The sequence below is a fragment of the Corallococcus terminator genome, assembly GCF_003611635.1.
Classification (GTDB): Bacteria; Myxococcota; Myxococcia; order Myxococcales; family Myxococcaceae; genus Corallococcus; species Corallococcus terminator.
The window spans coordinates 1-13,457 of the sequence record NZ_RAVZ01000280.1 but is presented as its reverse complement, the minus strand read 5'-3'; the positions used below and the strand labels follow the sequence as shown (position 1 = coordinate 13,457).

The window sequence follows — 13,457 nt, the reverse complement described above, 5'->3', positions numbered from 1 at the left end:
ACAGGAGGAAGAGGCGGGGATGGCGCCGCGGGCACGACGACAGCGACCACGGGTGCGAAGGGAACCCAGGATCTCGCTGGGACCACGGGCGGTGGCGGTGGCGGTGGCGGTGCGGCGGGATTCATCCACCTGAGGAGCGTCCAGTCCTGCTCACTCGCGGCAGGCCATGTGATCAGCCCCACCCTCTCTGGAAGCTGCACGTCCCCCTGACCCGCTCGCACAGCAGGCAGGGCAGCGAGCAGCCAGTGTGAAGTCTCACACACCTGATGTGAAGACATGTATCTTGTTTTCCGCCTGCCTTTGACCGCGCGGGCGGGTCTCGGGGACCCCGATTGTCTTCGCGCGTCAATCACACATCAGGGGGAATACATCCTATGAATCGCAATCATTTCATGCGTCACGGCGCGGCGCTGGGTCTGGGTTTGTTCGCGCTGGCGGGCTGTGGGGGCCCGGACGCCGTCATCAATGATCCCGACCTGGGCAACGTCGAACAGGGCGTCAACGTCGCCTCGAACGGCAGCTTCGAGGTCAACGTCATCGGCAACTTCAACTACGTCGTCCTGAACACGAACAGCACGGCGCTGCCGCCCTGGACGATCGCCGCCGGCATCAAGGTGCTGAAGGCCAGCTACAAGGCGCCGCAGTCGGGGGCGCAGTCCATCGACCTCAACGGCCTGGGCGCGGGTTCGCTCTACCAGTACGTCCCCACCGTCGTGGGCGGCGGCTACACGGTGTCGTTCTACGTGTCCAACAGCCCCGGCTGCACCACCGTCTCCCGGTCGGCCACGCTGACGTACGGCCCGTCCACGGCCAGCTTCTCCAACGCCTCCGCGTCGTGGAGCCTGCGCACCTACGTCTTCACCGCCACCAGCACCTCGTCGCTCATCCAACTGACCAGCACCTCGGGTGGCGTCGGCTGCGGTCTGGCCATCGACAACCTGCAGGTCAACGGCCCGTGAGCCTCGCGGCCCGCTGAAAAGCAGGCCGTCGCATCCTTCGGACCGCCGTCCCCCGCACCGGGGCGGCGGTCCGTCTTCGTCGGGGCATCCCCCACGCAGGGTGCGACCTGGTCCCCGGATGTCCCGGAGGGTGGCGTTCATCGATGCACTTTTCGCTGCCACCCTTCTTCCAGCGCACTGGCCATCCGCACAGGGAACCACGAAGTTCGACCTCCCGGAGACCTGCCCGGGGGCGACCCGCGTGCCCGTTCCCACGGCCCGCGACGACGCCCTCCGGGGAAGTCCACCGCCTTCCGCCGGGGAAGGGGGCCCAGGGCGTGGAGGCGCATGAGCGCGGTGGATGAAGTCCTGCGGGGGGGCGGTGCCTGTGGCGCCCTGCTGCGACAGGTGGACTGGGCGGCGACGGCCCTCGGCCCCGTGGAGTCCTGGCCCCAATCGCTGCGCACCTCGGTGGGCATCGTGCTGGCGGCGAACTACCCCCTCTACGTCGCGTGGGGGCCCAGGTACGTGCAGCTCTACAACGACGCGTACCGGCCCATCTGCGGCAGGACGAAGCACCCCGCCGCCCTGGGCCAGGAAGCCAGCGTCACCTGGCCGGAGGTCTGGGGCATGCTGGGCCCTGGCTGGGAGCGCATCGCGGCCACCGGCGAGGCCATCTTCGTCCAGGACCTGATGATGCCGCTCGACCGCAACGGCTTCGTCGAGGAGTGCTACTTCACCTACAGCCACTCGCCCATCCGCGACGAGTCGGGCGGCGTGGGCGGCATCTTCGCCGCCCTTACCGAAACCACCGCGCAGGTGCTGGGCACGCGGCGGCTCGACACCCTGCGGGAGCTGGGCGCGTCCACCGCCGACCTCTCCACCGCGGAGGACGCCTGCCGCGAAGCGCTCCGGATCATCGGCACCGACCCACTCGACGTGCCCTTCGCCCTGCTCTACCTCGTGGACGACGCGACCGGCACCGCGCGGCTGGCCGGCACGTGCGGACTTCCTCCAGACCCGGCGTCCCTGGCGCCCACGACCATCACGCTCCCGGAGGGACTCCCAAACGAGTCAGCGCCCTGGCCCCTGGGCTCCGCCGGCAACACCGCCCTCCCGTTGAGGTGGGAGCGGATGCCCACGCCGTCCGGCACCGTGGCCGCGGGGCCATGGCCGGAGGGGACGTCCTCCGCGTGGGTGCAGTCCCTGCCCCGCGTCGGACATGCGCGACCGGCGGGCTTCCTGGTAACAGGGCTGAGCCCGCGTCTGGCGCTCGATGAGAAGTACAGCGGCTTCCTGGAGCTGCTCGCACGAGGCGTAACGACGGCGATCAACAGCGCCCGGGCCCGCGAGGAGGAGCGCCGCCGCGCGGAGTCCCTGGCCGCGCTGGACCGCGCGAAGACGGACTTCTTCAGCAACGTGAGCCACGAGTTCCGCACGCCCCTGGCGTTGATGCTCGGCCCCGTGGAGGACGGCCTCCAGGACCCGGTGGAGCCCCTGGGCCCCCGCCAGTTGGAGCGCCAGCGCACGGTGCACCGCAACGGGCTGCGGCTGCTCAAGCTCGTCAACACGCTGCTGGACTTCTCCCGCATCGAAGCGGGCCGCATGCGCGCGGCCCCGGTGCCCACGGATCTCGCCGCGCTCACCCAGGGCTTGGCCAGCGGCTTCCGCTCCACCCTGGAGCGCGCGGGCCTGACGTTGGAGGTGGACTGTCCCCCGCTGCCCCACGCCGTCCGCGTGGATCCGGAGCAATGGGAGAAGGTCGTCCTCAACCTGTTGTCCAACGCGTTCAAGTTCACCCACGCAGGCGGCATCCGCGTGAGCCTCCGCTGGAGTGACCCGGAGGTGGTGCTGAGCGTGGCGGACACCGGCACCGGCATCCCCTCGGAGGAACTGCCGCGCATCTTCGAGCGCTTCCACCGGGTGCAGGGAGCCCGGGGACGCAGCTACGAGGGCAGCGGCATCGGCCTGTCGCTGGTGCGGGAGTTGGTGAAGCTGCACGGCGGTGACATCCACGTGGAGAGCGTCCCCGACCAGGGCAGCACCTTCACCGTGACACTGACCACGGTCGGAGAACCGGCACCGGCACCGGCACCGGCACCGGCGCCGCTTCCGCGAAGCACCGGGACGACGCCCGCGTCCGGATCCGCTGAACCTGCGCCGAGGACCTCGCCGGGCACGGCCATGTCCGCGTTCCTGGAAGAGGCGTCCGGTTGGCTGGAGGCGCCGCCGCCGGGTGACGCCCTCCCGGTCCTGGCGCGCGACGGCGACCCCACGCCGCTGCCGAGGGGCATCTGGGGCCACATCCTGTTCGTGGATGACAACGCGGACATGCGCGCGTACGTGCGCTCGCTCCTGTCGGAGCGCTTCGAATTGACGCTGGCGGCGAACGGGTTGGAGGCGCTGGAGGCCTGCCGGGACCGGGTGCCGGACCTCGTCCTGAGCGACGTGATGATGCCGGGGCTGGATGGCTTCGGCCTCTTGCGCAGGCTTCGCGAGGACGCTCGGACGCGGTACGTGCCCATCATCCTGCTGTCGGCGCGGGCCGGCGAGGAGGCCACGGTGGAGGGCCTGCGCATGGGCGCCACCGACTACCTGGTGAAGCCGTTCTCCTCGCGCGAACTGCTCGCGCGCGTGGAGGGCAACCTCGCCGCGGCCCATGCACGCAAGGAACAGCGCCGCGCGGAGCAGGAGCGGGAGAAGCTCAGCGCCGTGGTGGAGCAGTCCTCGGACTTCATCGGGATGGGCGCAACGGACGGCAAGGCCCTGTACCTCAACGAGGCGGGACAGCGGCTGCTGGGAATCGAGGGTCTGGAGCAGGTGCGGAGGACCCACCTGCTCGACTACTTCCAGGAGGAGGATCGCCGCTACGTGAGCGACGTCATCCTCCCGAGGCTGCGCGAGGAGGGCCGCTGGGACGGGGACTTCCGCTTCCGCCACTTCCGCACCGGGGCCACGGTGCCCGTGCACTTCAACTTCTTCACGTTGCGCGATGCCCAGACGGGCGAGGACATGGGCATCGCCACGGTGAGCCGCGACATCACCGAGCGCCACCGCCGCGAGGAGGATGCGCGGCTGCGGGCGGAGTTCGAGCAGCAGCTCATTGGCATCGTCAGCCACGACCTGCGCAACCCCCTCAACGCCATCCTGTTGTCGGCGCACGCGCTGCTCCAGCGCGACGACCTGGGCGAGCGCGCGACCAAGAACACGGGCCGCATCATCAGCAGCGCCGAGCGCGCCAACCGGCTCATCCGCGATCTGCTGGACGTGACGCAGTCCCGGCTGGGCGGAGGGCTGCCGGTGCACCGCCGCCCGATGGACTTCCACGAGGCCACCCGGCAGGCCCTGGAGGAGGTCCAGGTGGCGTTCCCGGAGCGCCAGGTGGTGCTGGAGCAGCAGGGCGACGGCCATGGGACGTGGGACGAGGAGCGGCTGGGTCAGGTGGTGCAGAACCTGGTCACCAACGCCCTTCGCTACGGCGACGCGGAGTCTCCAGTGCGGGTGACCACGCGCGCGGCCGGGGACGACATGGTGCTGGAGGTCCACAACCGGGGCCGCCCCATTGCCCCGGAGATGCTGCCCACGCTGTTCCAGGCGATGCGGCGCGGACAGCACGACGAGGACCGGGCGTCGCGCAGCGTGGGGCTGGGGCTCTACATCGTGGAGCAGGTGGTGCGCGCGCACGGCGGCCACGTGGTCGCGACCTCGAGCGCCGAGGCCGGCACCACCTTCAAGGTCCAACTGCCGCGCGAAGCGACCGTGCACGCGCACAACCTCGTGTCCTGAGACACCGCACGCCACGGTGAGCAAACGGACAGGGGCCTTCCTTTTCAGCGGCACGGGGCGGCCCCGGACGTATAGATCGCGCATGCGCAATGCACTGATGGCCGCTTCGTTCCTCGTCCTCGCGGGTTGTTCCCACTCGACGTCCACGACCCCGTCTTCCCCTGCTTCAACCACCGACTCCCAGCCCGCGCCCGTGTCGGCGCAGGCGCTGGTAGACGCCCCGGATCGCACGGAGGCGGACCGGGCGCTGGACGCGGGCCGGCACCCCGCGGCCCTCATCGAGTTCGCGGGCGTGCGGCCCGGCATGAAGGTCGCGGAGCTGATGGCGGGCGGCGGCTACACCACGGAGTTCCTGGCGCGCGCGGTGGGGCCCACCGGAAAGGTGTACGGCGAGAACCCGAAGTTCCTGCTGGAGAAGTTCGCGGAGAAGCCGTGGCAGGAGCGGCTGGCGCGTCCGGTGAACCAGAACGTGGTGCGCGTGGACCGCGAGCTGGACTCGCCGCTGCCGCCCGAGGTGAACGACCTGGACGTGGTGGTGAGCAACATCATCTACCACGACGCCACGCTGCTCGGCTCCGACCCGGCGAAGATGAACGCGGCGGTGTTCCAGGCGCTCAAGCCCGGTGGTGTCTACGTCGTCCTGGATTCGAGCGCGAAGCCCGGCACGGGCATCGCGGATGCGGGGACCCTGCACCGCATCGACGAGAAGCTGGTGCGCGAGCAGGTCGAGGCCGCGGGCTTCAAGCTCCAGGAGGAGAGCAACGTCTGGCGCAACCCGGAGGACACGCGCGACTGGAGCTCCAGCCCGGGCGCCGCGGGTGCACGCCGGGGCACGAGCGACCGGTTCGCGCTCAAGTTCGTCAAGCCGGGGTAGGCGCTGCTCCGAAGCGCTCGCGCGGATGGGATGCCCCCTCGCGCGAGCGCCTTTCATCGACCTGCTGACGTCCCCCACTCCAGGCTTGGAACGGCCTCCGCGTCCGAAGCCGTGGCTCCCCCAGGGTAGAAAACGTGGATAGCATGGGCGCCTCCATGGCCTCTTCCCCTCCGAGCCCTCGAACAACCGCCGTCAAAGCCCACGTGAAGGAGCGCCTGCTGGCTGCATTGGCGGCGTCCGGCTTCTTCATCATCGCGTGCGTGATGCCCGCGATGACGGTGGCCGCCGTGGGCACCACTTCCCGGGAACGGGAGATGTCGGGCCTCGAGATCCTGCTGACCGGATGGATGGGCGCGGTGGAGATGAACTTCGGCTGGTACGCGAACCCCTTGTTGGGCGTCGCGCTGCTGCTGCTCCTGATAGGCAAGGATCGCCCTACCCTCTGGGTCGGCACGTCCGCCGCCCTCGTGGGATTGTCGTCCCTGACCTGGTTCGTCCATCCCCTCCCCTCCTACGATGGGGGAGCCAGTGTCAACGAGCTGCTGTATCCCTCCGTGGGCTTCTTCTGCTGGATGATCAGCCTGTGCATCGCCCCGCTCACGGCCCTCGAACTCGCGTCCAGGAGCAAGGCTTCGGTCCCCACGCCGGCACCGGAACCCACGCCGTGACGAAGGCGAAGAAGCAGACCTTCACCGCGAAGCTCGAAGAGGCCAACGGGGTCGGAGGCCGGTGGGTGCTCTGTCCCTTCGACGGACGCGAGGTCTTCGGCGAAGCACGGGCGCCCGTGGTCGGCACCGTCAACGGACATCCCTTCCGCAGCCGGCTGATGGTGTACGGCGGCAAGACGTGCCTGGGACTCATCCAGGCCGTGCGCGACGCCGCCGGCATCGAGCTCGACTCATCGCTGCGCATCGTGCTGGAGCGGGACGAAGCGCCCCGCACGGTCGAAGTGCCTGAAGCCCTGCAACGTGCGCTCGACGCCGAACCTGCTCTTCGCGACGTGTTCGACGGGCTCGCGTTCACACACCGGAAGGAGTTCGCGCAGGCGGTCGCCGAAGCGAAGCGTGAGGAGACCCGCGATCGCCGCGTGGCCCAGACGCTGGAGAAGCTGCGCGCCCGAGCCGCTCAGTCCTGAGCTGCACCGTCCTCGGCTGCCACCTGCCCCCGCACCGCCGTGAGCAGCAGGTCGTACTTCCCGCCCAGGAACGTGCGGAAGCCGTGCTGGTGCAGGTAGCGACGGTAGAAGGACAGGTCCTTCACCAGCAGCGACAGGTCCGGTTCGCGCAGGTTGCGCACGCGCGCGCCGTAGATGACCTCGCCGTCGCGGAAGCGTGAGTTGGGAAAGCCCAGCACCAACGACGCCTTGGGCACCAGGTGCTCCTGCACGAGCTTGCGCAAGAGCGCCCGGTCATCCACGCCGGGACTCTGCAACGTGCCCACCGACACCACCGCGTCGAAGCGTCCCAGCTCCGTCGGCAGCGCATTCAGGTCCGCCTGCACGAACGCATGGCGCGCGTCCGGGAACGCCCTGCGGGCCTCGTCGATCGCGCTCGCGCTGTGGTCCACCCCCACGAAGCGGACACCCTCCACCGCTTCGAACGCGGCCAGCTCGTCGCCCCGATTCACGCCCAGGTCCAGCACCCGAGCCCCCGGAGGCAATCGCAACCGCTCCACGGCTTGCAGCCACGGAACCAGGAAGCCCGCGTCCTCGAACTTCCGCACCCGCGCGAAGTCGGACTCCGCGCCATAGCGCTCCTGCGGTGACTCCGAACGCTCCCCGCTGCCCGCATGCCACGGAGCCTCCGCACCCAGCGGCTCGAAGGTGAGCAGCACGTGCGTGTCATCCACCGCGCGAGGCGTGCGCAGGCGACAGGACAAACCTTCCGCCAGGTCGCACCAGCTCCGCAGCGGCCGATGGACGAGCCCACCCTCCAGCCCGACGCGCTCCCCCGGATACTTCCCGAGGCCCAGGTCCGGATCCGGAACCACGATGGACACCGGACCCGCCGACGCCAGCGCGGCCTCCAGGTGACGCAGCACCAGGACCAACGGCTCGGAGTGGAAGCGACGCGGGGCGACAGGAGGGCGCGACATGCCCTCCACCCTACCCCTCAGTGGGACTCCACCACGATCTTCCCGAATGCCCCCCGGTCCAGGTGCTCCAGTGCCGCCGGCAGCTCCTCCAGCCCATAGCGCCGGTCGATGACCGGCTTGAGCCCGAGCCGATCCACTCCACGCACCAGCTCCTCCAGCGAACGCCGGTGGCCCACGTGGATGCCCCGGACGGTCGGCTCCTTGAGGATCAGCGGCGCGGACGAGCCCGTCACCGTGAACCCCTCGAACACGCCAATCACGGAGATGCGCCCGTGCAGGGCCACCGCCTCGAGGGAGCGCCCCAGGTGCGCGCCGCCCACCAGCTCCAGGATGTGGTCCACGCCCCGGTCCTCTGTGAGGCGGTACACGGCCTCCACCCAGTCCTCGCGCTCGCGATGGATGACGTGCGTCGCGCCCAGCGCCTTCGCCCGCGCCAGCTTGTCGTCGCTCCCCGAGGTGACGAAGACATCCGCGCCCATGGCCCGCGCCAACTGCAACCCGAACAGGGCCACGCCGCCCGTGCCCTGCACCAGCACCGTCTGTCCCGGGCGAACAGGTCCGTATTCCACCAGCGCGGTCCACGCCGTCAGTCCCGCGCAGGGCAAGGTGCTCGCCTCCGCGGCATCCAGCGTGGCCGGCGCCTTCACGAACCAGTCCGCCGGGAACGCGACGTACTCCGCGAGGACGCCCGGGTGCGAGCCGCCCAGCATCACGTACGGAGGCCTGCGCGCCGAGCCAGGGCCCGGGCCGTCCAGGCGACCGGGATTGAACGTGGAGATCACCCGGTCCCCCACCGCGAACCGCGTCACGCCTTCCCCCACGTCCGTCACCACGCCCGCCATGTCCGAGGCCGGGGTGAAGGGGAACGGTTGAGACGGACCCACGCCAGACTCGATGGCGCCCTTGTCCCGGAAGTTCAGCGACACGGCGGCCACCTTCACCCGCACCTCTCCCGGTCGCGGTTCCGGAAGGGCCACGGTCTTCAGGCGCAAGCGCTCACGCCCCGGTGCATCCATCTCCCAGCGCTTCATCGTCGAGGTCACCATGCACGGCTCCTTTGCGACAGGTTCATGGTGGGAAGGCTATTGTCGACGCGGCATCCCCGGTGGCGACAAGACTTCCAATCACTGTCGCCTTCAGAGCGACAATGGATGAACCATGAGCGATCCCCTGCACGGTGTGTCCGTCTTCGTGGAGGCGGTGGAGGCCGGTGGCTTCTCCGCCGCCGCCGCGAAGCTCCACCTCTCGCGCTCCGCCGTGGGCAAGACGGTGGCCCGCCTGGAGGAACGGCTGGGGGTGCGCCTCTTCCACCGAACGACGCGCACCCAGAGCCTGACGCACGACGGTCAGGTCTTCTACGAACGGTGCCTGCGCGCCCTGGAGGAGCTGCGTGCGGGTGAAGCCCTGCTGGAGTCCGGCAAGCAGGAAGCCGCGGGCAGGCTGCGGGTCAGTGTGCCGGTGCTCTATGGCCGCCGCTGCGTGGCGCCCATCCTCCTGAAGGTGGCGCGCGCGCACCCGAAGCTCGAACTGGACATGTCGTTCAGCGACCGCCCCGTGGATCTGCTGGAGGACGGCTTCGACCTCGCCATCCGCAACGGGGGCAGCAACGGCCTTGGACCGGGCGGTGACGGGCTCACCGTCCGCCGTGTCGGGCACCAGCGGATGAGCGTGTTCGCATCCCCCGGTTATCTGCGCAAGCGCGGCACGCCTCGCACCTGGGAGGCGTTCGCGAAGCACGACACGCTCGCGTACGTCCGGTCCGGACAGTTGCGGACCTGGCTCTTTCCCCAGGAGGACGGCTCCAACGTGGAGGTCATCCCCCGTTCGCGCCTGAGGTTCGACGACCTGGAGGCCCTCGTCGACGCGGCGGTCGCGGGCATGGGGCTCGCGTGGCTGCCGTGCTGGTTGGCGCAGGACCGGGTGCGCGACAAGGAACTGGTGCGAGTGCTGACGGACAGTCCCGGCCTGCGCTTCGACGTCTTCGCCCTCTGGCCCAACACGCCGCACCTGCCCATGCGCGTTCGCGTCGCCATCGACGCGCTGGCCGCGGGACTGCCCGGCTCCGTCAAGTAGCCGCTACGAAACCTCCTCGCCCACCGCCCGACGGATGGCCTGCAACTTGTCGGGGTTGCGCGTGACGTAGATGGCGACGATGCGTCCCTCCTCGATGGCGAGCGCCGTGGTCTGCAGGACGCCATCCGCTTCGAGCGTGACGAACGCCGGCAGCCCGTCGATGGCCCCCTCGTACACGAGCTTGGACAGTGCCAGCCCCGAGTGCAGGAACAGCCCATCGAAGAGGCGCAGGGTCTTCTCCGCTCCGTAGATGGGATTGAGCGCGGCCTTCGTCTTGCCGCCGCCGTCGGAGTACGTGACGACGTCCTGGGCGAGCAGGGCCTGGAGCGCATTCACGTCCCCACTCCGAGAGGCGGTGAAGAACGCCGACGCCAGCTCGCGCCCCTGCCCTTCGGACACGGGGAAGCGGGGCCGGGCCTCGCGCACGTGGCTTCGCGCCCGGCTCGCGAGCTGACGGCACGCGGCGGGGTCGCGGTCGATGGCCTTCGCCACCTCGTCGAAGTCCATGCCGAACACGTCGTGCAGCAGGAACGCGGCCCGCTCCAGCGGAGACAGGCGCTCCAGGGCCATCATCAGGGTCAGCGTCAAGTCGTCGCCCTCCACGGTTTCGACGATGGGCTCTGGGAGCCAGGTCCCCACGTACTGCTCGCGCTGGACGCGGGCGGACTTCAGCACGTCGAGGCACAGACGCGTCACCGTGCGGACGAGCACGGCCTCGGCGTCCCGCACGGCGGCGCGGTCCGTCTGGTGCCAGCGCAGATACGCCTCCTGCACCACGTCCTCCGCCTCCGCGACGATGCCCAGCATCCGGTACGCGATGCGGAGCAGGCGGGGGCGGAGCGGGTCGAAGACCTCCGCGGGGTTCGCGTCAGGCGGCTTCACTGCGCGAGGTCACCGGATGGATGGACTGGAAGCCGATGGAGATCCGGTTCCAGGTGTTGATCACCCCGATCATCAGGGTCAGCTTCACGCTCTCCTCCTCGCTGAAGTGCGCCCGCATCGCAGTGTAGTCCGCATCCGGCGCGTGCGTCTGGGAGACGAGCGTCAGGGCCTCGGTCCAGGCCAGGGCCGCCCGCTCGCGGTCGGTGTACAGGGGCGACTCGCGCCAGGCGTTCAGCAGGAAGATGCGCTCGTCGGTCTCCCCATGCGCGCGGGCGTCGCGGGTGTGCATGTGGATGCAGAACGCGCAGCCGTTGATCTGCGAAGCGCGGATCTTCACCAACTCCAACAGGTTTGCTTCCAGCCCACTGCCCTGGACCTTCCCGGAGAAGTCCAGCATCTCCTTCATGAGCGCGGGTGCGGCGGCGAACGGGTTCATCCTGGCCTTCATGTGCGGCTCCAGTTCCGGACAGGAAAAGTGCCTGTCCACCCCCAGGACGAATCACGGGGGATGGCTGTGACATGCTCATTCCGAAGGTGATTTTGTCCCCCCTCAGGAGGCGCACCCGGATGAAGACCGTGACGGATGTCGAGGCGCTCGAACGGCTGTACGGGTTCCCCACGAAGCCCTCCGTCCTCAAGGTGGTGGACCACATTCATCCGGCTTATCGGCCCTTCATCGAAACCTCACCGTTCGCGGTGCTCGCCACCTCCGGGCCGGAGGGGTTGGATGTCTCGCCCCGGGGTGACCCGGCGGGCTTCATCGTCATCGAGGACGCACACACGCTGCTGCTGCCCGACCGCCGAGGCAACAACCGCGCCGACTCACTGCGGAACATCCTGACCGACCCCCGCGTCGCGCTGATCTTCCTGGTCCCCGGCGTCAACGAGACCCTGCGCGTCAACGGCCGGGCGAGCATCGTCATCGAACCGGCGATGCTGGAGCGGTTCACCTTCGAAGGGAAGCAGCCGCGCTCGGTGCTCCAGATCACCGTGGAATCGGTCTTCTTCCAGTGCAGCCGGTCGTTGATCCGCTCCGAACTGTGGAACCCGGCAAGGCACGTCCCCCGCTCCGAGCTTCCAAGCAACGGAGCGATGCTCGCCGCCATCAGCCAGGACCCCTTCGATGGAGACGAATACGACCGGGAGCTGCCGGCCCGGCTGAAGACCACGCTGTACTGAGCCTCAGGCGAGCCCGTCGAACACCGTGGCCTTGCGCAGGCGCACGTTCAACGTCTGCCCGGCCCGCACGCCCTCCAGCGCCGGACCGATGACGCGCAGGAACGCATCGCCCACGGGGAAGCGGTATTCCGCCGCGTGGCCCAGGAACAGGCGAGCGGAGAGCACCAGCGGCGTCCCCGACGCCCCCAGCTCCAGTTCCTCCGGGCGCACCACCAGCGTCCCCGGCCCCGAGCGTCCGTGCAGCTCCGTCGGCAGCTCGAACGCGGTCTGCGTCCCCGCGCAGTGGAACGTGCCTGTGCGCGACTCGCCCCGAAGCACGTTCGCGCCCCCGACGAAGCCCGCGACGAACGGAGTCGCCGGCTCCCGGTACAGCCGCTCCGGAGTGTCCACCTGTTCGATGACGCCCCGGTTCATCACGGCGATGCGGTCCGACAGCGCGAGCGCCTCACCTTGATCGTGCGTGACGAACACCAGCGTCGTGCCCAGCCGGGCGCGCAGCGCTGCGATCTCCGCGCGCAACTCCTCGCGCAGGGCCGCGTCCAGGTTCGACAGCGGCTCGTCCAGCAGCAGCACCCGGGGGTCCGCCACCAGCGCCCGCGCGAGCGCCACGCGTTGCAACTGGCCGCCAGAAAGTTCGTGCGGCATCCGGGCCGCGAAGGCCTCCAACCGGACCCACCGCAGGGCCTCACGCACGCGTGAAGCCACCTCGTGCCGGGGCACCTTCCGGAGCACCAACGGATAGGCGACGTTCGCCTCCACGCTGCGATGCGGCCAGACGGCGTAGCTCTGGAACACCATGCCCAGACCGCGCCGCTCTGGAGGCACGCGCACGCCAGGGCCGGCCACCACGTCATCGCCCAGACGGATGGTGCCCGCGTCCGGATGCTCAAGCCCGGCGAGCATCCGCAGCGTCGTCGTCTTCCCGCAGCCGGAGGGCCCCAGCAGGGACACCAGCTCGCCCTGCCCCACCTCCAGGCTCAGGCCCCGCACCACGGGCGTGCCGCCATACGCCTTGACCAGTCCCTCCAGGACGATGGCCGCCATCACCGCACCTCCGGCACGCGTCGCCGCGCCCACACCAGCACCGCCTGGCCCGCCACCACCAGCGCGACGAACGCGCACGCGAGCACCGCGGCGGAGGCGGGATCCGCGTAGCTCTGCAACTCGAACAACAGCGTCCCCAGCACTTCGGAGCCTGCGGGCACCAGCAACACCGACAAGGTGATCTCCGTCGCGCACGCGAGGAACGCCAGCACGAACGCCACCGTGAGCGCCGGGCGCAGCAGGGGCAGCGTCGCGTCCACGAACGCTCGCGCCGGCCCGGCGCCACCTACCCGGGCCGCCTCCGCCAGCGAAGGATCCACCTGTGCCAGGGCCTCGGAGCTGTTGCGCTCGCCCAGGGCCAGGTACTTGCCCACGTAGGCCACCAGCAGCAGCCACGGCGTGTGCGCGAGCGCCAGCACGAAGGCCACCCGCTCCAGCACCACCAGTCGCCAGTCCCGGGAGAACGCCACCAGCAACGCGAGCGCCAGCACCGTGCCCGGCACCGCGTAGGGCCACACCGCCATCGCCTCCACGCCCACGCCGCCGCGCCGGAAGCTCCGCCGCAGCAGCGCTCCCGCGCTGTCTCT

At 69.9% G+C, this 13,457-nt stretch carries 14 protein-coding genes; 8 read left to right on the top strand and 6 right to left on the bottom strand.

Features of this window, described 5'->3' with window-relative positions:
* The 6 genes from D7V88_RS43930 to D7V88_RS43215 form a co-directional block, all read left to right on the top strand.
* On the top strand, positions 1-210 hold a 210-nt coding region (locus tag D7V88_RS43930; protein WP_208726575.1), incomplete at its 5' end, for a hypothetical protein.
* 164 nt (positions 211-374) lie between these two features.
* Positions 375-959 carry a DUF642 domain-containing protein gene (locus D7V88_RS30835; RefSeq protein ID WP_120544201.1) on the top strand — a complete coding sequence of 195 codons (585 nt, stop codon included), beginning with the start codon at positions 375-377 and terminating at the stop codon, positions 957-959.
* A gap of 327 nt (positions 960-1,286) precedes the next feature.
* Positions 1,287-4,724 (top strand): ATP-binding response regulator, encoded by a 3,438-nt coding sequence (locus tag D7V88_RS30830; protein WP_120544200.1) that lies wholly within the window; start codon positions 1,287-1,289, stop codon positions 4,722-4,724.
* Between the two features lie 82 nt (positions 4,725-4,806).
* Positions 4,807-5,598 carry a class I SAM-dependent methyltransferase gene (locus D7V88_RS30825; RefSeq protein WP_120544199.1) on the top strand — a complete coding sequence of 264 codons (792 nt, stop codon included), beginning with the start codon at positions 4,807-4,809 and terminating at the stop codon, positions 5,596-5,598.
* A gap of 203 nt (positions 5,599-5,801) precedes the next feature.
* Positions 5,802-6,266: a hypothetical protein gene (locus tag D7V88_RS43220; protein WP_158625186.1), complete on the top strand. Its 465-nt coding sequence runs from the start codon at positions 5,802-5,804 to the stop codon at positions 6,264-6,266.
* Complete coding sequence (locus D7V88_RS43215; RefSeq protein ID WP_158625185.1) at positions 6,263-6,733, top strand: YdeI/OmpD-associated family protein; 471 nt, start codon at positions 6,263-6,265, stop codon at positions 6,731-6,733. Before D7V88_RS43220 ends, D7V88_RS43215 begins: the two co-directional genes overlap by 4 nt.
* Here D7V88_RS43215 and D7V88_RS30815 read toward each other — a convergent pair.
* Positions 6,724-7,692: a class I SAM-dependent methyltransferase gene (locus tag D7V88_RS30815; protein ID WP_120544197.1), complete on the bottom strand. Its 969-nt coding sequence runs from the start codon at positions 7,690-7,692 to the stop codon at positions 6,724-6,726. The genes D7V88_RS43215 and D7V88_RS30815 overlap by 10 nt on opposite strands.
* A gap of 17 nt (positions 7,693-7,709) precedes the next feature.
* Positions 7,710-8,738: a zinc-dependent alcohol dehydrogenase family protein gene (locus tag D7V88_RS30810; RefSeq protein ID WP_244238485.1), complete on the bottom strand. Its 1,029-nt coding sequence runs from the start codon at positions 8,736-8,738 to the stop codon at positions 7,710-7,712.
* Between the two features lie 112 nt (positions 8,739-8,850).
* Between D7V88_RS30810 and D7V88_RS30805 the strand changes: the two genes are divergently transcribed.
* Positions 8,851-9,765: a LysR family transcriptional regulator gene (locus tag D7V88_RS30805; RefSeq protein ID WP_120544196.1), complete on the top strand. Its 915-nt coding sequence runs from the start codon at positions 8,851-8,853 to the stop codon at positions 9,763-9,765.
* Between the two features lie 3 nt (positions 9,766-9,768).
* Here the strand turns inward: D7V88_RS30805 and D7V88_RS30800 are convergent, their stop codons facing one another.
* Both D7V88_RS30800 and D7V88_RS30795 read right to left on the bottom strand, forming a co-directional pair.
* Entirely contained in the window at positions 9,769-10,647 is an 879-nt protein-coding gene (locus D7V88_RS30800) for a sigma-70 family RNA polymerase sigma factor (protein WP_120544195.1), read from the bottom strand.
* Complete coding sequence (locus D7V88_RS30795; RefSeq protein ID WP_120544194.1) at positions 10,634-11,095, bottom strand: carboxymuconolactone decarboxylase family protein; 462 nt, start codon at positions 11,093-11,095, stop codon at positions 10,634-10,636. Before D7V88_RS30795 ends, D7V88_RS30800 begins: the two co-directional genes overlap by 14 nt.
* Positions 11,096-11,214: 119 nt before the next feature.
* Here D7V88_RS30795 and D7V88_RS30790 point away from each other — a divergent pair, with 119 nt between their 5' ends.
* Entirely contained in the window at positions 11,215-11,826 is a 612-nt protein-coding gene (locus D7V88_RS30790; protein WP_120544193.1) for a pyridoxamine 5'-phosphate oxidase family protein, read from the top strand.
* A 3-nt stretch (positions 11,827-11,829) separates the two neighbouring features.
* Here D7V88_RS30790 and D7V88_RS30785 read toward each other — a convergent pair whose 3' ends face one another.
* Entirely contained in the window at positions 11,830-12,870 is a 1,041-nt protein-coding gene (locus D7V88_RS30785; protein WP_167509889.1) for an ABC transporter ATP-binding protein, read from the bottom strand.
* The coding region (locus D7V88_RS30780; protein ID WP_120544192.1) for an ABC transporter permease at positions 12,870-13,457 on the bottom strand (588 nt) is incomplete at its 5' end. The genes D7V88_RS30780 and D7V88_RS30785, both read right to left, overlap by 1 nt.